Here is a 21,112-nt window from a genome sequence, read left to right on the forward strand (position 1 = left end):
GAAGAGGAGGAAGGGCCGGAAAACGAAGTCGACAACCAAGGCGGTGAGCACTTCGTGGCTGACGAACAAGTGACCGACCGCCATGTCGGCTTCCAGGTCAACGGCATGCAAGCCGTCAACAGCATCGCTGACATCGCTGCCAACACCGGCCGCAACGGCAACTTCCTGGTATCCCCGGGCAACACCCGCAGCTATACCCTCTACGCCGAACGTGAAGGCGCCTTCGCTGCAACCAGCCAGGGCGCTACCTTTGGTGGGCAGGGTGGTGCCGGTAACGTTGCCAATGGCCTGTTCGGCCAGGTGGTGGTGGTGCCAAAAGGCGGCCGCACCTACCGCAACACGCTGACCGAGGAAGAAATGCGCCTGGCCACCACCGGGCGCACGGCCACCGGCCAACCCGTGATCGACTACCAGGCGCGTTACCCGCAGGCCGAACCCTGGGTCAGCGAAGGCAAGGCCGGCAAGCCGATCATTGCCATGGTCGATGGCAATGAAATCCTCAACAGCGAGACCGATGCCATCGTCATGGGCCCCAACCCCGATGGCAGCTTCCCGCGCTCTACCTACCCGCTGGAAAGCATCAACAAGCGCAACCCGGCACTGCCTAACCGCTTGGAAGCCTTCCGTGATTTTGCCTCTCAGTTCGCGGATGAAGTGGCTGCCACACAGGCATTCCCAGGCTACTGGGCTGACCCGGTGATGGGCCATGTGCTGGAGCCTACGCGCGACTCGTTCATGATCAACTACGGCTCTGGCGGCATGGGCGCCGAGGTGGTGGCCAACCGCCTCGGTGTAGGGCCGATGCATGATTGTCTGTCGTGCGCCTACGAAGAGTTCTTCCTCAGTGCGCATACCGTGGGCGACATCGGCACGCTGGTCGACGTACCGGCCAACGTCGGCCTGGAAAATATTCGCCCTGGCGAAATACCACCGGCCAGCGCCGTCGGGGTCAAGGCTGGCATGGCGCTGTACCCGGCCGAGCCCGCCAACGTCCATCACAGCTACATTGGTGACTTCACCAAGTTCCGCAATACCCACAACGGCCACGAGCAGCACATCTTCCATTTGCATGGGCACCAGTGGCTGTTCAACCCCAACGATGACAATTCCGACTACATCGATGCCCAAGGCATCGGGCCGGGCATCGGCTACACCTATGAAATCGCCAACGGCGGCTCGGGTAACCGCAACCGCGTGGCGGGTGATGCCATCTACCACTGCCATTTCTACCCGCATTTCGCCCAGGGCATGTGGGCCATGTGGCGGGTACACGATGTGTTCGAGGAAGGCACTCGCCTGGAGGTAAGCGGGCAGGGCCAGAACGGCTTCCACACCGCGCCGTTTGCACTGCGCAGTGGCAAGCCAGCGGTGGGGGCAAGGGCGCTGCCGGACGGCGAAATCGTCGCCGGTACGCCAATCCCCGCTATTGTGCCGCTGCCCGGCAAGGCCATGGCGCCGATGCCTGGCAAGGTGGTGGTGGTGCCCAAGCTCTCCGAGGAACTGGTCGCGGCTCATGGCGACGACGATGATGACGAAGGCGAACACGAAGGTGATGACGACCACGCCAGCGAAGCGCCCGTGCGCAAAGCCATCGGCTCGCTGGCCCTGGTCGACCGCAGCGACGCCAACCGCAATGCCGATGGCAGCCTGAAAAATCCTGGCTATCCGTTCTGGATCGGTGGCATGGAAAGCAGCGTCGGCAACCGTCCGCCAACCCCGCCGCTGGACATGCTCGACCCGGCGCTGGCAGAACAGTTGAAAAACACCGGCAAGGCGCTGTGGGCGAACCTCGACCCGAACCAGGTCGATGGCTGGGACGGCGGGCTGGGCCGGCATGCGCTGGACGGCGTATCGGCAGGCGGCGAAGCCCAGACCACTACCACCAAGCTGGACTTCTCCAAGGTGGTGTACAAAGCCAAGCCGATCTACATGCCTGAAGAAGGTACTGACGTAGAGCAGGCTGCCATGCAGTTCCACGCCAAGACCGAGCACGCCAGTTATGCATTGATACCCGGCAGCCAGCCGGTGGCCAAGGCGTTCCGTACCAACGGTGCGCTGCCAACGGCCGGTGCGCCTTTCTATGAGCCGTGCATGGACGACCGTGGCAAGCGCCTGACCCAGTCCTCGGGCACCGGCGAATTCGCCAGTGGTGAAAGCCTGACGGGCATGAGCTTCCGTGGCGCGTCCACCTTCACCGCCGACCGCCCACGCATCTACAAAGGCGCCAACATCCAGTTCGACGCGGTGTACAACAAGGTCGGCTACCACTTCCCGCAGGCGCGCATCCTGGCGCTGTGGGAAGACGCCTGGCCGATCATCACCAAACAGCGCCCACCAGAGCCGCTGGTGATGCGCATGAACACCTTCGACTGCACCATGTACACCCACACCAACCTGATCCCGTCGGTCTATGAAATGGACGACTATCAGGTGCGTACGCCAACCGACGTGATCGGCCAGCATATCCACCTGCCCAAGTGGGACCTGACGGCTGCCGACGGTTCGGCCAACGGCTGGAACTACGAAGACGGCATCCTCTCGCCCGGCAGCGTGGTCGAGCGGGTGCAAGCCATCCGTGCCTACAACAGCTGCACCGAAGGCGACAGCCGCGATGGCACCGCCGCCTGCCCGAAAGCCAAACAGCACCCGTACTTCGGCCGCTTCGGCCGGGCCGACTGGCTGGGTGCGCGCACGGCCATGCAGCGCTGGTTCGCCGACCCCCTGATCAACGTGCACAACGTCGACCGGGGCCTGGGCACCATCTTCACCCACGACCACCTCGGCCCATCGACCCACCAGCAGCTTGGCCTGTACGCCACCGTGCTGGCCGAGCCGGCCGGTTCCACCTGGTTCCACGCCGAAACCGGCGAGAAGCTCTACAACCCGGCCACGCGCCAGGATGGCGGGCCGACCTCGTGGCAGGCGGTGGTACAGACCGGCGACCATGATGGCGATGGCAAGAACGACAGCTACCGCGAGTTCTTCCTCGAATACAGCGACTTCCAGCATGCCTACGAGGCTGGCGTGTACGTGGGTGCCGGCCCCGATGGCGTGCCCAACGGCCAGGCGTACCCGCCTACCGCCGACAGCTTCCGCTACGCCATCAACCCGCCCGTGCGGCAGAAGGCGTCCAACCTGCTGGAATCGGTGGTCGAGTCGCGCGGCGGTCTGAGCCCAGGCTGCCCAAGCCGGCCGTGCCCGCAGGCCATCTCGGTGGATGACCCAGGCATGTTCGTCGTCAACTACCGCAACGAGCCGCTGGCCCTGCGGGTGTTCGACCCGAACAAGGTCGGCCCCGACGGCAAGCGCGGCATGCAGGCAGACGGCCTGGCCGGCGACCTCAGCTACGCCTTGCAGAGCCGTACCGACCGGGCGATCCCGGCCATGAACCTGGCCCCCTCGGCGATCACCTCGGCGGTCGGCCCTACCGGCGGGACCACGCTGTTCCCACCGCACATCAACAAGGCCGGCAGCGAGCCGGGCGACCCGTTCACGCCCATGCTGCGTACCTACTCCGGCGATAACGTGCGCCTGCGGCTGCACGCCGGTGGCCATGAAGAGGAGCACAACGTCACCCTGCACGGTGTGAAGTGGCTGCAGAACGGCTCGGGCTTCGGCAACAGCTCGAACTCGGGCTGGAAAGCCTCGCAGATGATCGGGATTTCCGAGCAGATGGGCTTCATGGCGCCGGTGTCGATGATCTCCAGTTCTGCGGCCACCAACGGCGATTACCTGTACGCGATGGACGCCGCCCTGGAAGGCTACTGGAACGGTATCTGGGGGGTGATGCGCAACTACACAGCGCAGCGCCCGGATCTGTTCCCGCTGCCGAACAACCCGCAACCGGTGGCCATGCGCAACACCGTGAACTTTGACGGCATCTGCCCGAAAACCACGGCCAACCCCAACGGCATCGGCTCGCGGACCACGGTCAAGCGCAGCTACGAGATCGTCGCCGCGCTGGCCAACGACATCCTCGAGAACCGCAACGCTGTCAGCATCAACGACCCGGCCGGTGTCGGCCAGCACGTCGGCGGCCCGCTCAAGGCCAATGGCGGCACCCTGGTGTTCAACAGCCGCAAGACCAGCATCCCGCTGGTGACGGTGGTCGACGAGGAAGACGGCACCACCTTCACCGTAGGCGGCCACAGCGCGCCGCTGCACGACCCGACCGCCGTGCTGTATGTGCGCAAGGCCGACCTGGACCCGGTCAGCGGCAAGCTCAAGGCGGGGGTACCGGTAGAGCCGCTGGTGCTGCGCGCCAACGCCGGTGACTGCATCAGCATTACCCTGGAAAACCGCCTGCCACAGGTGATGCCAGACCTGCCCAGCACCGCGGTGATGCAGAACGTGGTCAAGCGTGACCGCTTCGACAGCGAAGGCTCCACAGCCTTCAACAACAACCTGATGCGGCCGTCCAGCCACGTCGGCCTGCATGCGCAGTTGCTGGCCTACGACATCACCAAGTCGGACGGTGCCAACGTCGGCGCCAACCCGGTGCAGACCGTGCCACCACGGGCGGGCAACAGTGGCGCCTACCCAAGCCGGGTGTACCAGTATTACGCCGGTCACCTGGAGCGTGAAGGCAAACCAACCCTGCAACTGGGCCGCACGGTGGACATCATCAACACCACGGCGATCGAGTTCGGCGGCCTGAACCTGACCCCGTCGGACTTCATCAAGCAGCCACAAAAGGGCCTGGTAGGGGGCATGAGCATCTTGCCGCAGACCGCGACCTGGACCGAGGACGCCGCCAGCCGCGCGCAGGCCACGGTCAAGGTCACTGGCCAGCCCGACTACCGCGACCTGGTCACGGTGTGGCAGCGCTCGATGAACATGCGCTGGGCCGATGGCCGGCCGGTCGAGGGCATCGCCACCGAAGGCAACGGCGTGCCGGGGGATCCGAAGGACAACGGCAACATGGCCATGAACTACAAGACCGAGCCGCTGTGGCTGCGCTTCGGCCTGGCGCCAGATGCCCCGTTCGGCCATGCCGATGGCTTCGGCCTGGCAGACGTACCCAACGCCCACATGGCCTACAGCAATGCCCTGGTTGGCGGCGACCCGCAAACCCCGGTGCTGTACGCCAAGCCTGGCCAGCCGGTACGCAGCCATGTGCTGATGCCCAGCGGTGGCAGCCGCGGTATCACCTACCAGCTGGACGGGCACCTGTGGCCACTGCACAACTACCAGGCGGAGAAGAACGATACCGACGGCTACCCGACCAACCTGCCCGGCATCGGCTCGGTGCGCTTCGGCTACAACCCGATGGCCATGTACATCGGCGCGCAGGAAAGCGTACTGCCGGCGGCGCACTTCAGCTTCATGCTGCCGAGCGCTGGCGGGGCCAACGCGGTGCCAGGCGATTACCTGTTCCGCGACTACGCCGCCTACGGCAACCTCTCGGGGCTGTGGGGGATCTTGCGGGTGACCAATGAAGCGCCGGCGGCAACGGCCCAGGCGCAGTGACGGAAGGGAGCGCGAGCATGAACAAGAAGACTCGCCCCGCTTACTTGGGGGTAGTATTGGGGGTAGCGTTGATCGGCCTGGGCGTGGCGTATGAAAAGCTCTGGTGCGACCCACGTGAGCTGTTGCAGGAACCTGCCGACCCGCAAGCCCTGCACCGGCTCAGCCGGGACGGCGTGACCGTGGAGTTCGAGGCCCGGCCACTGGCTGGCGGCGAGCTGCAGGAGGGCAGCTTCGCCAGCATCCGCTTCAAGGTCAGCGACCAGACCAGCGGCCAACCGCTGTCGGGGATGGCCCCCGGGGCGTGGATCGACCCGGCGCAATCAGCCCCGCTGGGCGAACGCGACCAGAGCTGCAAAGCCCGTGTGGCGCTGTTTCTGAAAAGCAGCATCGGCGCCCGGCCGCTGCTCGACCTGAACAGCTACTTCCTGTTGATGCTGAACAAGGATGCCAGCCTGACGGTGATCGACCCGACGGTATCGGTGGGGGGCGTGACCAGCACCATGGCACGCATCGAACTGTCCGGGTCACCCATGGACTGGGTGGCCACCAGCGATGACAAGCAGGTGTTCGTGTCCATCCCCGAGCGCGGCAAAGTGTCGGTGATCGACACCGAAACCTTCACCCGGGTCGCCGACCTGGACGCCGGTGACCAGCCATTGCGCGTGGCCTTGCAGCCGGACCAGCACCGGCTGTGGGTGGGCAACAACAGCAGCGACCCGGCCAAGGGCGGGGTAACGGTAATCGATGTGCCGGGGCGTACCACCCTGAAAAGCTTCAACACCGGCACCGGGCACCACGAAATCGCCTTCAGCAGCGACTCGCGCTACGCCTATGTCAGCAACCGCGACAGTGGCACCCTGAGCATCATCGACATCCCGGAAATGCGCCTGGCGAAGACCATCAAGGTCGGCCCGCACCCGCTGTCGGTCAGCTACTCGGCCTTGTCCCAGGCCGTGTACGTGGTCGACGGGGAGGAAGGCAGCGTGCGGGTGTTCGACGCCCGCAGCCACCAGCTGCGCCACACGGTCAAGGCCGAGCAGGGCCTGGGCCCGATGCGCTTCAGCAGCGATGGCCGCTACGGCATCGTGCTCAATACCCTGGAGAACCAGGCCCTGGTGATCGATGCCAGTACCGACAAGCTGATCCACCATATCCCGGTAGCGGCCGAACCGTACCAGCTGACCTTCACCAAGGGCTATGCCTACGTGCGCGGCCTGGCCTCGCCGAAGGTGAGCATGATCAACCTGTCCAGCCTGGGTGAAGGGCGCTCGCCCATCGTGCAGGGCTTCGAGGCCGGCCCGGCAGCGCCGCGCCAGGCTGGCGACCTGCCGCTGGCGCAAGGGCTGTCGGTATCGCGTGACGACAATTCGGTGTTCGTGGTGAACCCGGTAGACAACACCACCTACTTTTACGCCGAGGGCATGAACGCCCCGATGTCCGGCTACAACAACCGCGGCCACCAGGCCCGCGCCGCCATCGTCGTCAACCGCAGCCTGCGCGAGGTGGCGCCGGGTGTGTATGGCTCGACGGTGAAGATGCCGGCGGCCGGCAAGTTCGACGTGGCCTTCCTGCTCAACCAGCCGCAGATCATCCACTGCTTCAGCACTTATGTGGCGGCTGCGCCCAACGCCGGCAAGCGCAAGGGCGCGCATGCCGAGTTCATCGGCCTTGACCGGCCGTTGCCGCAGCACAGCAACTTTACCGCCAGGGTGCGCATCGTCGGCGACGACGGCCAGCCACGCCTGGGGCTGAACGACCTGAGCCTGCGCTACTTCCTGGCGCCCACCTCGATGCCACGCAACCTGCAGCTGCAGGAAGTGGGCGAGGGCATCTACCAGGCGGCGCTGACCCTGCCCGAAGCCGGCGCCTGGTACCTGCACGTGCAGTCGCCGTCGCTGGGGCGCAAGTTTGCCGAAGACAACTACACCAGCCTGCGCATACTGCCGGCCGCCGCGATCAACGCTTCCCAGACTGACGTGAGGAGTGTGCGATGAACACCCAGCATTCGTTCAAACTGTTGGCCCTGAGCCTGGCGCTTGCCAGCAACCTGGCGCTGGCCCACGCCGGCCACGACCATGATGGCCACACCGCGCAGCCGCCGGCGGCGCATCAGGAAAAGACCAGCGTGCGCTTTGCCGACGTGTCGCTGCTGAACCAGGACGGCATGCCGATACGCCTGGAAAAGGACCTGGTCGGTGATCACCTGGTGGTCATGGGCTTCATCTACACCAGCTGCACCACGGTGTGCCCGGTGGTGTCGTCGATCATGGGCAAGGTCCAGCAGCAGCTGGGTGGCCGGGTAGGTGAAGAGATCCACATGGTATCGATCAGCGTCGACCCGCAGCGCGATGACGCCAAGCGCCTGCAAGACTACGCCAAGGCCTTCCAGAAGGGGCCGGGCTGGAGTTGGCTGACCGGCACCCCCTACGCCATCACCGAAACCCTCAAGGGCCTGGGCAGCTTCAGCGCCGACCTCAGCCAGCACCCGCCGCTGATCCTGGTCGGTGACGGGCGCAGCGGGCATTGGACGCGTTACTACGGCTTCACCGACCCGACGGTGTTGATCGAAGAAATCAACCGCCTCAGCGCCCGCCGGGTACATGCCAAAAGCACAGCCATTGCCGACCATCACGAGGTGCAACCATGAGCCAGTCAAGTTCCTGCCGCGCCGGCATGCGCAGTTTTGACTGGCTGGTACTGGGCGGCTGCCTGTGGATACTGGCGTCGGTCGCGTTCGCCCACGAAGGCCATGCCCCGCAGGCCCCCGAGCCGCAGCCGGCACCGCAGGCGATGACCAGTGGTGGAGGTACCCGCGACGCCCAGACCTGGTTCACCGACACCGTGCTCAAGGACCAGAACGGCCGCGAGCTGCGCTTCTACAGTGATGTGCTGAAGGACAAGGTGGTGATGCTCAACGTGATCTTCACCCACTGCACCGACGCCTGCCCGCTGATTATCCGCAAGCTACGCGAAGTGCGCGAGGCCATGGGGCCGCAGCTGGCCAGCCAGGTGACCTTCGTGTCGATCAGCAGCGACCCGCTCAACGACACCCCGCAAGCGCTCAAGGCCTTTGCTGAAAAGCAGGGCGTGGACAGCGCCAACTGGTTGTTCCTCACGGGCGACAAGGCCAATGTCGACCTGGTGCTGGGACGCATCGGCCAGTTCCTGCCCAGCCCCGAGCAGCATTCGACACAGCTGATTGCCGGTGACGTGGCTGGCAAGCGCTGGAGCAAGATCCGCCCGGATGCACCACCCGCGGCGATTGCCCAGCGCATGCAACTGCTGACCCAACCCTTGGCTGGTCGGTGAGCAGCATGAAGACCTGGGCGGTCTTGTGCTGGTGCTGCCGGCCTCGTCGCCGGCAAGCGCAGGATAAAAGAGCCATCAGCCCAATGCTGGTTCTGCTTGCCAGCCTGTCACTTGGCACTTCGGCCCTGGCCCTTGACCTCACCGACCAGGAACAAGCCGGCAAACGCCTCTACCGCGAGGGCATCTCCAGCAGCGATGCGCAACTGCAGGCCCGGGTCGGTGCCAGCGACATGACTGTACCCGCCAGTGTGCTGCCCTGCGCCAGCTGCCACGGCAACGACGGCCGTGGCCGCGCCGAAAGCGGCGTGCGCCCGCCAAACCTCGACTGGCAACGCTTGGCACTCGGCCAGGGCGTGCGCGAGGCCAATGGCCGCAGCTACCCAGCCTACAGCGACAGCAGCCTGGCCCGGGCCATTCAGCAGGGTGTGGACCCGGCCGGCAACCGCCTGGACCCGGCCATGCCCCGCTTCGAACTGACCCTGGCCGACCAGCGCAACCTCACCGCCTACCTCAAACGCCTGGCTCAGGAGCGCGACCCTGGCGTGGACGAGGGCGTGCTGCGCATCGGCACATTGCTGCCCGCGACCGGCCCGCTGGCCGAAGCCGGGCAGGTCGTACGGGCCGTGCTGGAAGACGGCCTGGCACAACTCAACCAGCAAGGCGGTATCCATGGGCGGCGCCTGGAACTGGTGGTGCTCGACCCGGGCTACCAGCCGGACAGCGCCGAGCGGGCGTTGCAGAAGTTGCTGGAACAGCAGCGGGTGTTTGCCCTGGTCTCGCCGTTGGTGCCCATGCTCGACCAGCGCTTGGCAACCCTGCTGGCGCCGCAGAATGTGCCGTTGATCGGCAGTACCCCGCGCAGCGGTGGCAGCGCCCAGATCTTCGACCCGCTGCCCGGCTTGCCCGTGCAACTGCTTAGCCTGGCAGGCCATGCCCGTGACGCGCTGGGCCTGGCGCCCGGCGACCTGCGCGTGGTGTACGCCGGCAACGAGCAGGCGGGGTTGGCCGAGCAGGTGCGCAACAGCCTGCTGCAACAGGGCTGGGCGCCACCTGCGGTACAGGCCTTCGACGGCCAGGCCGTGGACGGGCAGGGCATCCTCTTCCTTGGCCGCGCCCAGGCCTTTGCCGAACTGGCCGCAGCGTTGCAGGCGGCAGGCCGCCAGCCATACCTGTTTGCCGCTTCAAGCCAAGTGGCGGGTGGCGTGGCGCGCTTGCCCGAGCAGTGGTCGCAACGGGTGTTCCTGGCCTATCCGTACGTGCCCGAAGACTGGACCGAGCAGGGCCTGGCGAGCCTCGCCGGGTTGCAGCAGCGCCAGGGCCTCGACCCGCGCCAGCCATCGCTGCAGGTGAACACGCTGTGCGCCCTGCGCCTGTTGAGCGAAGCGCTGAAGCAGATTGGCCGGGATGCCAGCCGCGAGCAGCTGATTGCCGCGCTGGAGGGCCTGCACGATGTTTCCACCGGCCTGACTCCGGCCCTGGGGTTCGGCCCCGGGCGCCGCCAGGGCATGGCCGGTGCCCATGTGGTGGCGGTGGCCCTGCCCGGGCCGCGTTTCACCTCGGTCAGCCCGTACCGGCCGGTGCCGGACAGCCCTTGAGCGGAGGTTGCCATGCGTATTCTGTTGTTGTGCCTGTTGCTGGTGCTGGCCAAGGCGAGCTGGGCTGATGTGCCGGCGGCGCGGGTCAATGGCGTGGAAATCGGGCTGACGCGCCTGGAGCGCTATTTCAGCGAGTACCTGGTCGCCCAGGGCCGTGCGCTAACCAGCATCCGTAACCCGAACCTGTACAAACGCCTGCGCGAACAGGCCCTGGATGAGCTGATCGACAAAGAGCTGCTGTGGCAGGAGGCGCAACGCCAGGGCATCGCCATCAGCGACGAGCAGGTGTCGGCGCATGTTGGTGAGGTTGAAATCGCGTTCGGCAGCCCGGCAATCTTTGCACAGCGGCTGGCAGAGGCAGGCTTCGACAGGGCACAGTACACTGACTACACCCGGCACGAGATGGCGGCCCAGCAGGTGTATGCCCGGCTCAGCGCAGTCGACGCGCCGAGCCCGGCCGAAGTGGAGGCATTCTATGATGCCAATCGAGAAAGACTGCAAGGAGCGCAGAACCAAAGTGATAACCCCTTGGTCATACGCGAACAGGGCCTGGAGTTGGCCAGGGCTACGCTCATCGCTCAAAGACAGGGGCAAGCTCGCCAATCCGTGCGCCAACGTTTGCGCCAGTCGGCTACAGTGGAAATCGCCGACTGAAGGCCCTGCTGGCGAGTCCCCAATGCTGGGGAATAAAGGTTTGGCAAAGTGCCATCAGTTGCCCCGCTTGTGGGGAACCGGGTGGGTACTGTTGCCTGCCGCCGTCTGGGTGGTCGCGGCTACCCTTTGCAAATCAACGCGTTACAACGGTGCAACATGACTATTCACGCCTGGCACGAAGCCTGCTCAAGCTTGTACAAGGGCGCACTTCGCAGACCGGGTAACCGGGCAGTTCTAGGGAGTCGACCTTGGTGAACAGAGTATTGGTAGTCGATGACGAACAGACCCTTGCGCAGAACCTGCAAGCGTACCTGCAGGCGCAAGGCCTGGAAGTTCATGTTGCCCATGACGGTGCCAGTGGTATCGAACAGGCTGAACGCCTGGCACCGCAAGTAGTTGTGCTGGATTACCGCTTGCCCGATATGGAGGGTTTTCAGGTTCTGGAGGCCGTACGCAAGAACAGGCAATGCCACTTCGTGCTGATTACCGCACACCCCACCGCCGAGGTGCGTGAGCGGGCCGCCGAACTGGGTGTGAGTCATGTCCTGTTCAAGCCGTTCCCGTTGATGGAACTGGCACGTCCGATCTTCGACCTGATGGGCATCGAGCGCCGGCGCAGGGCCACGGACAACCCGGCAGACGGGTTCGTCGAACGACGCCAGACCAGGAACGAATCGTTCCCCTTGCAGTTGTACGATGGAAGCTGGGTTTTGGCCGACCGCCGCCGTAATGGCGCCAAGCCGCCAGGGCCCGACGACGATCAACTGCTCACAGGGGAATAGCGGCGCCCGCACCCTTGGCTGAGCCAGCCTGCGACGCGCCCCCTGAGCGGAGTCGCAGGCCATGTCAGACGCATTCGATGCATCCCCGAAAGTTCTACAGCCTGCGCTGGCCTCTTCGCGGATAAACCCGCTCCCACAGGGTTCGTGCACTCCTGAAGTCAATGGGGATTTTGTGGGAGCTGGCTTGCCGGCGATAGGGCCGGCACAGGCAAAACAGTTTCAGGCATACCCCCGCGACCTGCTGACCCAGGCCCGGCTCCAAGCCAGTGATGAACGCCTGCTCAACTGCCTTGAACGCCTGGCCTGCGACACCCCCGACACCTTCACCCGCCGCCTGGGCCTGACCCTGCACTACCCGGTGCTGGACAGCCACACCCTGCTGCACAGCAACCCACGCTTCGACAGAGTCAGCCTGGCCGTATGCCTGAAGCGCGAGTTCGTGCTGATCGAGCAGGACGGCCAGCTGCTGGGCGTGTTCGCCGACCCCTTCGACCCGGCCCGCCTGGCCTGGATCGACGACGTGCTGCAAGGCGCACCGCTGTACCTGGCGCATGCGGCCGAGCTGGCCACCTTCCTGGCCCGCCACGAAGAAAGCTTCCACGCCGTCGATGCGCTCGACCATGACCCCGAAACCAGCAGCGAAAGCGACCCGCTGCAACGCCTGTCGCTGGCCAGCATCAGCGAGGACCAGAGCCGCGTGGTCAAGCTGGTCAACTCCACCCTGTACGACGCCCTGAAGCTGCACGCCAGCGACATCCACCTGGGCATGACCGGCCAGGGCCTGACCATCAAATACCGCATCGACGGCGTGCTCAACGGTGCCGGCAAGGCCAGCGGCAGCGCCTTCGCCGACCAGGTCATCTCACGTATCAAGGTCATGGCCGAGCTGGACATCGGCGAAAAACGCGTGCCCCAGGACGGCCGCTTCAAGGTGGCCGTGGGCGATCGGCAAATCGACTTTCGTGTATCGATCATGCCCAGCATCTTTGGCGAAGACGCCGTGCTGCGGGTACTCGACAAACAGGATCTGTCCGACCGGGTCAGCGGTGTGCAGCTGCAGGCCCTGGGTTTTGCCGACGAGACCCTGCGCGCCCTGCGCCGGCTGGCCGCCGAACCCTACGGCATGATTCTGGTCACCGGCCCTACCGGCAGCGGCAAGACCACCACCCTGTACGCCATGATCAGCGAGATCAACCACGGCGTGGACAAGATCATCACCATCGAAGACCCGGTCGAATATCAACTGCCGGGTGTGCTGCAGATCCCGGTCAACGAGAAGAAGGGCCTGACCTTCGCCCGCGGCCTGCGCTCGATCCTGCGTCACGACCCGGACAAGATCCTGGTCGGCGAAATCCGCGACCCGGACACCGCGCAGATCGCCGTGCAATCGGCGCTCACCGGCCACCTGGTGTTCACCACCATTCACGCCAACAACGTGTTCGACGTGATCGGCCGCTTCAGCCAGATGCAGGTCGACCCCTACAGCTTCGTTTCCGCACTCAATGCCGTGCTGGCGCAGCGACTGATTCGCCTGGCCTGCGCGCACTGCGCCACACCTTGCGAGGTGGATGACGACACCCTGTATGGCTCGGGCCTGACCCGCGAGGGCGTGGCCGGCTGGCGCTTCGTGCGGGCGCAGGGCTGCGGCCAGTGCCGCGGCAGTGGCTACCGCGGCCGCAGCGCCATCGCCGAACTGCTGCACCTGGACGACGACCTGCGGCAGATGATCGTCGAGCGCCGCCCGCTGGCGCAGATCAAGACACTCGCCTGCCAGCGTGGTTTGCGCCTGCTGCGGGCCTCGGCCCTGGACCTGGTCCGCGATGGCCGCACCACCCTTGAGGAGATCAACCGTGTCACATTCATCTGATCGATTCTGCGCCGTGCTCGGCGCTGAAGGTGTCGGCCTGGGTCGCTGGCACAACAACCACCATCAATGGCTGGGCAGCCGCGCGTTCACCTGCGACGCCGCGCAACCGGCCTGGGAAGCTGCCGTCGATGCGCTGGCCGCGCTGCTGGCCGAGCATGCCGCACGCGGTGCGCAACTGCGGGTGCTGCTGTCGGCGCGTTACAGCCGCTTCTGCCTGGTGCCCTGGAGCGATGCCATCGGCCACCCGCGCGAGCTCGACGCCTACGCCCGGGCCTGCTTCGAAAACCTGTACGGGCAGCCGCTGGACGACTGGCGCATCGTGCTGTCGCCGGAACCTGCCGGTGCTGCGCGCATTGCCACCGCGTTGCCCGAAGCCCTGCTGCAACGGCTGCAGGCGCTGGCCCGGGAAAGCCGCCTGAACCTGCGCTCGGTACAGCCGTACCTGATGGCCGCCTACAACCGCTGCTCGGCGCAGCTGGAGCAGGGCGATTTCCTGTTCGTGCTGGCCGAGCCACGCCGCAGTGTACTGCTGCTGGCGGCCGGAGGCGCCTGGCAGCAAGTGCTGGCGCAAGGCTGCGCCGACAGCGACCAGGCCCTGCAAGCGCTGATCGAGCGCACCTGCGAGCTGTACGGCGAGCACCTGCCACGGGTCTACCTGCATGCCCCGGGCCGGGGCGACGTGCCGCAACTGGCGGCGGTGCAGCTGTGCCAGCCGGCCAGCGAAACCGACCCGCTGTGCGCCATGTGGCGGGCGGTGGCCTGACATGCGCCGCCTCGACCTGGAATTCCAACCCCGGCGCAGCGGCCCGCTGGCCTGGACGCTGCTGGCACTGACGGGCGCCGCAGTGGCTGCGCTGGTGCTGCTGCAATACAGCCTGCAGGCCGAGCAGGTCGACCTGGAAGCCAGCGTGCACAGCCTGGAGCTGCAACTGGGCCGGCGGCCCGCCACCGTCGCGCCACAAAGCACCGCTGCCAGCCGCGAACAGGCCGAGCGCCTGGCGCAGATGCGCAGTGTCTCGCAGCAGTTGCAACGGCCCTGGCAGCAACTGTTCGCCATGCTCGAAAGCCTGCCGCAGGACGATGTCGCCTTGCTCGGCCTGACCCCGGACGCCCGCAAAGGCCAGGTCCGCATCAGCGCAGAGGCTCGCAACCTGGAGGCGATGCTGCAGTACCACCAGCGCCTGGAGGCCAGTGCCGAGCTTAGCGATGTGTCGCTGCTCAACCATGAAGTACTGGCCGCGCAGCCCGAGCACCCGGTGCGCTTCACCCTTACCGCTACCTGGGAGACTGGCCATGCGCGCCCTTGAATCGCTGAACAGCCTGATTGTCCAGGAGCGCCTGCGCCGCGTCGGTCCGGTCGGCCTGGCGGCAGTCGCTGCGGGCCTGCTGGCCCTGGGCGTGGCCGCTGCCGGTGTGCTGCCACAGTGGCAGAGCGTGCGGGAGCTGCGTGCCAGCGAAGCGGATGCCAGCGTGCAGGTCGGGCGGGTCAAGCGCGGCGAGCTGAAGATCGCCGTCAAACCCGAGCAACAGGCGCTCGACAGCCTGCGCCAGCAATTGCCGGGGCAGCCCCAGGCCAGCGAGCTGATCGAGCGCCTGTACCACCTGGCCAGCGCCGAGCACATCAGCCTGGCGCGTGGTGAGTACGCCCTGGGCATCGACCCCAAGACCCAGCTGGCGCGCTACCAGATCGTGCTGCCGGTACGTGGCAGCTACCCGCAGATTCGCGGCTTCCTCAAGGGGTTGCTGGGGCATCTGCCAACGCTGGTGCTGGAAGACCTGGAACTGCAACGCAAACGCATCGGCGACAGCGAGCTCAACGCCCGGCTGCGCATGACCCTCTACCTGTCGAGGTCGTGATGAACACACAACGTGCAGTCATCTGGGCCGGTTTCATCGGCGTAAGTGCAGCGTTAGCCTGGGCGCCGGGGCACTGGTTTGGGCAGGACGATGGCGTCGCGGCCTTCGCGGGTAAACCCGCTCCCACGGTATCAGCAACAGCCACAGACCCTGTGGGAGCGGCTTCAGCCGCGAAAGGGCCGGAACAGGCCTCCCGAGATCTGTTCCCAACCCAGAAATGGACCAAGCCCCAAGCCCTGGCCACCGTCACCGAACAACCCGTGGTCGCCGCGCCTGTCGTAGCCGCAGCGCCCACCGCCCCTGAGCTGCCGTTCCAGTTCATCGGCCGCATGGGTGAACGCGACGACTTGCAGATATTCCTGCAGAGCGGCGAAAAACTCTACGTCGTGCGCCAGGGCGACGTGATCGAAGACACCTACCGCCTCGATCGGGTCTCAGCCAGCGAGCTGAGCCTGGTCTACCTGCCTTTGCACCAGTCGCAGACCTTGTCTGTCGGGAGCGCACCATGAAGTCATCGAAGCTGTGCAAGCCTGCTCCGTTCCTGCTTGTGGCGCTGTGCGTGGCCATTGCCGGCTGCGGCTCCAGTGCGGTACGCGAGGACAGCGACCAGTTGATGAAGGAGGGCCAGTACGAGGCCGGCATCGCCCGCCTGGAAGAAGCGCTGCGCGATGACCCGCGCGACACCGAACTGAACATCGCCCTGGCCCACAGCCGCCAGGCCGCCATCGAGGCACTGATCACCCAGGCCGACAGCGACCGCATCCGCCACGACTTCGCCAACGCCCGCATGGGCTACGGCCGGGTGCTGACCCTGGAGCCGAACAACCGCCGCGCCCAGGAAGGCATCCGGCAGCTGGAGCTGATCCGCACCCTCGACGAGCGCGTGGCCCTGGGCCAGGCAGCGCTGCGCCAGGGCGACCTGTTCGGCGCCGAGCGCTACATGCGCGAAGTGCTGCGCCTGGACCCGCAAAACCAGAAGGGCATCGCCCTGCGCACCGACATCGAGAACGTCCAGGCGCGCACCGCGCAGCCGTTCCCGCAACTGCGCAGCAAGCTGGAGCGGCCGGTGACCCTGGAGTTTCGCGATGCCAACCTGAAGACCATCTTCGAGGTGCTGTCGCAGGTTGCCGGCATCAACTTCATCTTCGACAAGGACATGCGCCCGGACATGAAGGCCACCATCTTCGTCCGTGACGTGCGCATCGAAGACGCCGTGGCGCTGCTGCTGGAGCAGAACCAGCTGCGCCAGAAGATCGTCAACGACAACACCCTGATGGTGTATCCCGACTCGCCGCAGAAGTCCAAGGACTACCAGGAACTGGTCATGCGCACCTTCTACCTGACCAGCATCGACGCCAACACCGCGCTGAACATGGTCAAGACCATGCTCAAGACCCGCGACGTGTTCGTCGACGAGCGCCTCAACACCCTGACCATGCGCGACACCCCCGATGCCGTGCGGATGGCCGAGAAACTGCTGCAGTCGCAGGACCAGTCCAACCCCGAGGTGGTGCTGGAAGTGGAAGTGATGGAGGTGGCCACCTCGCGCATCCTCGACCTGGGCCTGCAATGGCCCAACACTTTCGGCGTGCTCAACTCCGAGGGCAAGTCGGTGAGTGTACTCGACCAGCTGCGCGGTATCGACTCCAGCCGCATCAGCATCTCGCCGGCGCCGCAGGCCAAGATCAACGCCTCGGACAAGGACATCAATACCCTGGCCAGCCCGGTGATCCGCGTCAGCAACCGCGAGCAGGCGCGCATCCACATTGGCCAGCGGGTGCCGATCATCAGCGCCACCTCGGTGCCGTCCACCCAGGGCCCGGTGATTACCGAAAGCGTCACCTACCTGGACGTCGGCCTGAAGCTTGAGGTGCAGCCCACCGTGCACCTGAACAACGAAGTGGCGATCAAGATCGCGCTTGAAGTGAGCAACGCCACCCCGCTGGAAGCCACCCGCCAGGGCACCATTCCGGTCCAGGTCGACACCCGCAACGCCCAGACCAGCCTGCGCCTGCATGATGGCGAAACCCAGGTGCTGGCCGGTCTGGTGCGCAACGACCACAACGCCAGCGGCAACAAGATCCCCGGCCTCGGCGACATCCCCGGCCTGGGCCGGCTGTTCGGCAGCAACAAGGACGACATGAGCAAGAGCGAGCTGGTGCTGGCGATCACCCCGCGCATCGTGCGCAACCTGCCGTACCAGAGCCCGTCGGACATGGAGTTCTCCACCGGCACCGAGTCGGCCATGCAAGTCCGCCAGATGGCGCCGCTGCCACCGGTGGATGTCCCTGGCAACGCGCCAACCAGTGATGCACCGGTAGTGGAAAGCCAGATGGCCGTAGTACCGGTAACCGCGAGCCCACGGCCATGAAACGGCAACGCGCCATGCACGGCTTCAGCCTGATCGAGGTGGTGCTGACCCTGGCGCTGCTCGGGCTGCTGGCCAGCATGGCAGCGCCGCTGACCGAAACCGTGGTGCGCCGCGGCAAGGAGCAGCAGCTGCGCGAGGCGCTGTACCAGATCCGCGATGCCATCGATGCCTACAAGCGCGCCTTCGACGCCGGCTACATCGAGAAGCGCCTGGATGCCAGCGGCTACCCGCCGAACCTGCAGGTGCTGGTCGACGGGGTACGGGATGTACGCAGTGCCAAAGGCGCCAAGTTCTACTTTCTGCGGCGTATCCCGCATGACCCGCTGGTGGCGGCCAAGGATGACGACGCCGGCGGCTGGGGCTTGCGTGCCTACGACAGCAGCCCGGACAGCCCGCGCGAAGGCGAGGATGTGTTCGACGTGTATTCCAAGGCCCGTGGCAAAGGCCTCAACAGCATCCCTTACGGGCAATGGTGACAGCCATGAAACGCAGCAAAGGCTTCACCCTGATCGAACTGCTGGTAGTGATGGCGATCATCGCCACGCTGCTGACTATCGCCATGCCGCGCTACTTCAACAGCCTGGAAAGCTCTCGCGAGGCCACCTTGCGCCAGAGCCTGGCAGTGCTGCGCGAATCGCTGGATCACTTCTACGGCGACACCGGCCACTACCCCGACTCGCTGGAGCAACTGGTGGAACTGCGTTACCTGCGCAACACCCCGGTCGACCCGATTACCGAGCGCAGCGATGCCTGGCAGCTGGTGCCACCGCCAGAGGGCGTGGCCGGCGGCGTGGCCGATATCAAGAGCGGTGCTACAGGGAGGGCGCGTGATGGCAGCCTCTTCGCTGAATGGTAAGGCCAATGCCGGCTTCACCTACCTGGGCGTGCTGCTGTTGATTGCAGTCAGCACCATCGCCCTGGCCGCCACCGGCACGATCTGGGCCAGTGCCGCCCAGCGCGACCGCGAACGCCAGCTGCTGTGGGTGGGCAGCCAGTACGCCCAGGCCCTGCGCAGCTACTACCGCGCCTCGCCGGGGTTGGCCCAATACCCGCAGGACCTGGCCGACCTGCTGCAGGACAACCGCTTTCCGCAGGCCAGGCGGCACATTCGCCGGTTATACCCCGACCCGATCAGCAACAGCGACGAGTGGGGCCTGCTGCGCTCGATCGACGGCCGCATCACCGGCGTGCACAGCCGCTCGGACGACACCCCGTTCAAGCGCAGTGGCTTTGGCGCCGAGTGGAGCGGTTTCGAAGGCCTGGAGCACTACAGCGACTGGCAGTTCGTCGCCGAGCAGGCGTTTACCGAAAGCGCCGGCGGCGTACAGACCCACAGCGGCCCGGGAGACACGCCATGAACCGCCTGGCTGCGCTGTGCCTGGGCCTGCTGCTGGTGCTGAACACGTCGGCCAAGGCCGGGGTGGAGGACGAGATGCAGGGCTTTATCGTCGACAACACCATCTCGCACATCGGCCACGACTTTTACTACTACTTCGCCGACCGCCTGCGCGCCACCAGTCGCCTGGACTTCAACCTGGTGGTGCGCGAACGCCCGGATGCCCGCTGGGGCAGCCTGGTCACCGTGGAGTTCGAACGTGAAGTGATGTACCGCCGCTTCCTGCCCCCGAACACCACCGAGCTCAAAGACGAGGCCGTTGCAGCCGCCGACCTGGTCAAGCAGCAAATCATTCAACGCAAGCTGCAACGTCTGCTGCAGGACACCACCGACTTGGAGAGGGACGAGCTATGAACCACCGTATTTCACGTTGCATCGCCGCCTGCCTGCTGGCCAGCGCCTGTGCTGCCCAGGCCACCGAGCTGGTGTACACGCCGGTCAACCCGTCCTTTGGCGGCAACCCGTTGAATGGCACCTGGCTGCTGAACAACGCCCAGGCGCAGAACGACTACGACGACCCCGACCTCAAGGACCGTGCTTCGGCCTTTACCGGTACCACGGCCCTGGAACGTTTCAGTAACCAGCTGGAGTCGCGGATGTTGTCGCAGTTGCTGGACAACATCAGTAACGGCAACACCGGCAGCATGGCGACCGATGCATTTCTGATCGACGTCATCGACGATTCCGGGGCCTTGAGCATCAAGGTCACCGATCGCGCCACGGGAGAAACTTCGATCATTGAGGTCAGCGGCCTGAACCCCTGAGAGGGAAGGGCTTTTATGTTGGGGAGAGAACACCATGAAACGTCTGCTGAGCACGCTGCTGATCCTCACCGCCCTGGGCCTGCAAAGTGGTTGCAGCCTGCGCGAACCCATGTCGGCCGAACAGGACTCGGAAACCCCGACCCTGACCCCGCGCGCCTCCACCTACTATGACCTGATCAACATGCCACGCCCCAAAGGCCGGCTGATGGCGGTGGTGTACGGTTTCCGCGACCAGACCGGCCAGTACAAGCCAACCCCGGCCAGTTCGTTCTCCACCAGCGTCACCCAGGGCGCGGCGAGCATGCTGATGGATGCCCTGAGCGCCAGCGGCTGGTTCGTGGTGCTGGAGCGTGAGGGCCTGCAGAACCTGCTGACCGAACGCAAGATCATCCGTGCTTCGCAGAAAAAGCCTGATGTAGCGGAAAACATCATGGGCGAACTGCCCCCGCTGCAGGCTGCCAACCTGATGCTCGAAGGCGGCATCATCGCCTATGACACCAACGTGCGCAGTGGCGGCGAGGGTGCGCGTTACCTGGGGATCGACATCTCCCGCGAATATCGGGTGGACCAGGTAACCGTAAACCTGCGGGCGGTGGACGTGCGTACCGGGCAGGTGCTGGCCAACGTGATGACCAGCAAGACCATCTACTCGGTCGGGCGCAGTGCCGGGGTGTTCAAGTTCATCGAGTTCAAGAAGTTGCTGGAGGCTGAGGTGGGGTACACCACCAACGAACCGGCGCAGCTCTGCGTGCTGTCGGCGATTGAGTCGGCAGTGGGGCATTTGCTGGCGCAGGGGATTGAACGGCGGTTGTGGCAGGTGGCGGGGGATGCGGGGGCGGGGAAGGCTACGGTGGACAAGTTCTTGAGTCAGAATCAGCAGCAGTGAATGGGTTTGATGGCCTCTTCGCGGGCATGCCCGCGGGGAGTGTCAGGTTTTTTGTGTGCGGGCCGGTAACGGCCTGCCGCCCGGCAGGCCTTGATTTCACCAGGTTGGCCTGATGAACCGATCTCCGTACAGAATCGCAAATTGATTCATCGCACTTTTCCA

Annotated in this window: 19 protein-coding genes; all 19 read left to right on the forward strand. The window is 65.5% G+C overall.

Annotated elements, in window-relative coordinates:
• On the forward strand, window positions 1-5,469 hold a 5,469-nt coding region (gene mnxG, locus HP546_RS09810), incomplete at its 5' end, for a manganese-oxidizing multicopper oxidase MnxG (RefSeq protein ID WP_172223649.1).
• A gap of 17 nt (window positions 5,470-5,486) precedes the next feature.
• Complete coding sequence (locus HP546_RS09815) at window positions 5,487-7,463, forward strand: cytochrome D1 domain-containing protein (protein ID WP_172223652.1); 1,977 nt, start codon at window positions 5,487-5,489, stop codon at window positions 7,461-7,463.
• On the forward strand, window positions 7,460-8,116 hold the full coding sequence (locus tag HP546_RS09820; RefSeq protein WP_172223656.1) for an SCO family protein: 657 nt from the start codon (window positions 7,460-7,462) through the stop codon (window positions 8,114-8,116). Before HP546_RS09815 ends, HP546_RS09820 begins: the two co-directional genes overlap by 4 nt.
• Window positions 8,113-8,778: an SCO family protein gene (locus tag HP546_RS09825; protein WP_172223660.1), complete on the forward strand. Its 666-nt coding sequence runs from the start codon at window positions 8,113-8,115 to the stop codon at window positions 8,776-8,778. The genes HP546_RS09820 and HP546_RS09825 overlap by 4 nt, the downstream gene beginning before the upstream one ends.
• 83 nt (window positions 8,779-8,861) lie before the next feature.
• Window positions 8,862-10,373, forward strand: a complete 1,512-nt coding sequence (locus tag HP546_RS09830) for an ABC transporter substrate-binding protein (protein ID WP_256678451.1) — start codon at window positions 8,862-8,864, stop codon at window positions 10,371-10,373.
• Window positions 10,374-10,385: 12 nt separating this feature from the next.
• The gene (locus HP546_RS09835; RefSeq protein WP_172223664.1) at window positions 10,386-11,027 is read left to right on the forward strand and encodes a SurA N-terminal domain-containing protein; all 642 of its coding nucleotides are present in this window, start codon (window positions 10,386-10,388) and stop codon (window positions 11,025-11,027) included.
• A 248-nt stretch (window positions 11,028-11,275) separates the two neighbouring features.
• The gene (locus HP546_RS09840) at window positions 11,276-11,809 is read left to right on the forward strand and encodes a response regulator (RefSeq protein ID WP_172223668.1); all 534 of its coding nucleotides are present in this window, start codon (window positions 11,276-11,278) and stop codon (window positions 11,807-11,809) included.
• 61 nt (window positions 11,810-11,870) lie between these two features.
• A complete protein-coding gene (locus HP546_RS09845; protein ID WP_256678452.1) occupies window positions 11,871-13,676 on the forward strand; it encodes a GspE/PulE family protein in 1,806 nt (601 codons plus the stop codon).
• Window positions 13,660-14,439, forward strand: coding sequence for a hypothetical protein (locus HP546_RS09850; protein WP_172223672.1), 780 nt, complete (start codon window positions 13,660-13,662; stop codon window positions 14,437-14,439). Before HP546_RS09845 ends, HP546_RS09850 begins: the two co-directional genes overlap by 17 nt.
• A 1-nt stretch (window position 14,440) precedes the next feature.
• On the forward strand, window positions 14,441-14,983 hold the full coding sequence (locus tag HP546_RS09855) for a PilN domain-containing protein (protein ID WP_172223676.1): 543 nt from the start codon (window positions 14,441-14,443) through the stop codon (window positions 14,981-14,983).
• Window positions 14,970-15,533 (forward strand): type 4a pilus biogenesis protein PilO, encoded by a 564-nt coding sequence (gene pilO, locus HP546_RS09860; protein WP_172223680.1) that lies wholly within the window; start codon window positions 14,970-14,972, stop codon window positions 15,531-15,533. The genes HP546_RS09855 and pilO overlap by 14 nt, the downstream gene beginning before the upstream one ends.
• A complete protein-coding gene (locus tag HP546_RS09865; RefSeq protein WP_172223683.1) occupies window positions 15,533-16,042 on the forward strand; it encodes a hypothetical protein in 510 nt (169 codons plus the stop codon). Before pilO ends, HP546_RS09865 begins: the two co-directional genes overlap by 1 nt.
• Window positions 16,039-17,904 (forward strand): secretin N-terminal domain-containing protein, encoded by a 1,866-nt coding sequence (locus tag HP546_RS09870; RefSeq protein WP_172223686.1) that lies wholly within the window; start codon window positions 16,039-16,041, stop codon window positions 17,902-17,904. The genes HP546_RS09865 and HP546_RS09870 overlap by 4 nt, the downstream gene beginning before the upstream one ends.
• Complete coding sequence (locus HP546_RS09875; protein ID WP_172223690.1) at window positions 17,901-18,380, forward strand: type II secretion system protein; 480 nt, start codon at window positions 17,901-17,903, stop codon at window positions 18,378-18,380. Before HP546_RS09870 ends, HP546_RS09875 begins: the two co-directional genes overlap by 4 nt.
• A gap of 5 nt (window positions 18,381-18,385) precedes the next feature.
• Window positions 18,386-18,760: a type II secretion system protein gene (locus tag HP546_RS09880; RefSeq protein ID WP_172223693.1), complete on the forward strand. Its 375-nt coding sequence runs from the start codon at window positions 18,386-18,388 to the stop codon at window positions 18,758-18,760.
• The gene (locus HP546_RS09885) at window positions 18,735-19,262 is read left to right on the forward strand and encodes a type II secretion system protein (protein WP_172223696.1); all 528 of its coding nucleotides are present in this window, start codon (window positions 18,735-18,737) and stop codon (window positions 19,260-19,262) included. The genes HP546_RS09880 and HP546_RS09885 overlap by 26 nt, the downstream gene beginning before the upstream one ends.
• Complete coding sequence (csgE, locus tag HP546_RS09890) at window positions 19,259-19,654, forward strand: curli production assembly/transport protein CsgE (RefSeq protein ID WP_172223713.1); 396 nt, start codon at window positions 19,259-19,261, stop codon at window positions 19,652-19,654. The genes HP546_RS09885 and csgE overlap by 4 nt, the downstream gene beginning before the upstream one ends.
• Window positions 19,651-20,064 carry a curli assembly protein CsgF gene (locus tag HP546_RS09895; protein ID WP_172223717.1) on the forward strand — a complete coding sequence of 138 codons (414 nt, stop codon included), beginning with the start codon at window positions 19,651-19,653 and terminating at the stop codon, window positions 20,062-20,064. The genes csgE and HP546_RS09895 overlap by 4 nt, the downstream gene beginning before the upstream one ends.
• A gap of 34 nt (window positions 20,065-20,098) precedes the next feature.
• The gene (locus tag HP546_RS09900) at window positions 20,099-20,950 is read left to right on the forward strand and encodes a CsgG/HfaB family protein (RefSeq protein WP_172223721.1); all 852 of its coding nucleotides are present in this window, start codon (window positions 20,099-20,101) and stop codon (window positions 20,948-20,950) included.
• The last annotated feature ends 162 nt before the right edge of the window (window positions 20,951-21,112 follow it).

This window comes from Pseudomonas sp. CM25, assembly GCF_013179705.1.
Lineage (GTDB): Bacteria > Pseudomonadota > Gammaproteobacteria > Pseudomonadales > Pseudomonadaceae > Aquipseudomonas.

Coding starts and splice junctions, on each gene's coding strand:
- HP546_RS09885 (WP_172223696.1), top strand. CDS start 18,735: ATGGCAGCCTCTTCGCTGAATGGTAAGGCCAATGCCGGCTTCACCTAC.
- HP546_RS09875 (WP_172223690.1), top strand. CDS start 17,901: ATGAAACGGCAACGCGCCATGCACGGCTTCAGCCTGATCGAGGTGGTG.
- HP546_RS09825 (WP_172223660.1), top strand. CDS start 8,113: ATGAGCCAGTCAAGTTCCTGCCGCGCCGGCATGCGCAGTTTTGACTGG.
- csgE (WP_172223713.1), top strand. CDS start 19,259: ATGAACCGCCTGGCTGCGCTGTGCCTGGGCCTGCTGCTGGTGCTGAAC.
- HP546_RS09900 (WP_172223721.1), top strand. CDS start 20,099: ATGAAACGTCTGCTGAGCACGCTGCTGATCCTCACCGCCCTGGGCCTG.
- HP546_RS09835 (WP_172223664.1), top strand. CDS start 10,386: ATGCGTATTCTGTTGTTGTGCCTGTTGCTGGTGCTGGCCAAGGCGAGC.
- HP546_RS09870 (WP_172223686.1), top strand. CDS start 16,039: ATGAAGTCATCGAAGCTGTGCAAGCCTGCTCCGTTCCTGCTTGTGGCG.
- HP546_RS09865 (WP_172223683.1), top strand. CDS start 15,533: ATGAACACACAACGTGCAGTCATCTGGGCCGGTTTCATCGGCGTAAGT.
- HP546_RS09820 (WP_172223656.1), top strand. CDS start 7,460: ATGAACACCCAGCATTCGTTCAAACTGTTGGCCCTGAGCCTGGCGCTT.
- HP546_RS09845 (WP_256678452.1), top strand. CDS start 11,871: ATGTCAGACGCATTCGATGCATCCCCGAAAGTTCTACAGCCTGCGCTG.
- pilO (WP_172223680.1), top strand. CDS start 14,970: ATGCGCGCCCTTGAATCGCTGAACAGCCTGATTGTCCAGGAGCGCCTG.
- HP546_RS09815 (WP_172223652.1), top strand. CDS start 5,487: ATGAACAAGAAGACTCGCCCCGCTTACTTGGGGGTAGTATTGGGGGTA.
- HP546_RS09880 (WP_172223693.1), top strand. CDS start 18,386: ATGAAACGCAGCAAAGGCTTCACCCTGATCGAACTGCTGGTAGTGATG.
- HP546_RS09895 (WP_172223717.1), top strand. CDS start 19,651: ATGAACCACCGTATTTCACGTTGCATCGCCGCCTGCCTGCTGGCCAGC.
- HP546_RS09855 (WP_172223676.1), top strand. CDS start 14,441: ATGCGCCGCCTCGACCTGGAATTCCAACCCCGGCGCAGCGGCCCGCTG.
- HP546_RS09830 (WP_256678451.1), top strand. CDS start 8,862: ATGCTGGTTCTGCTTGCCAGCCTGTCACTTGGCACTTCGGCCCTGGCC.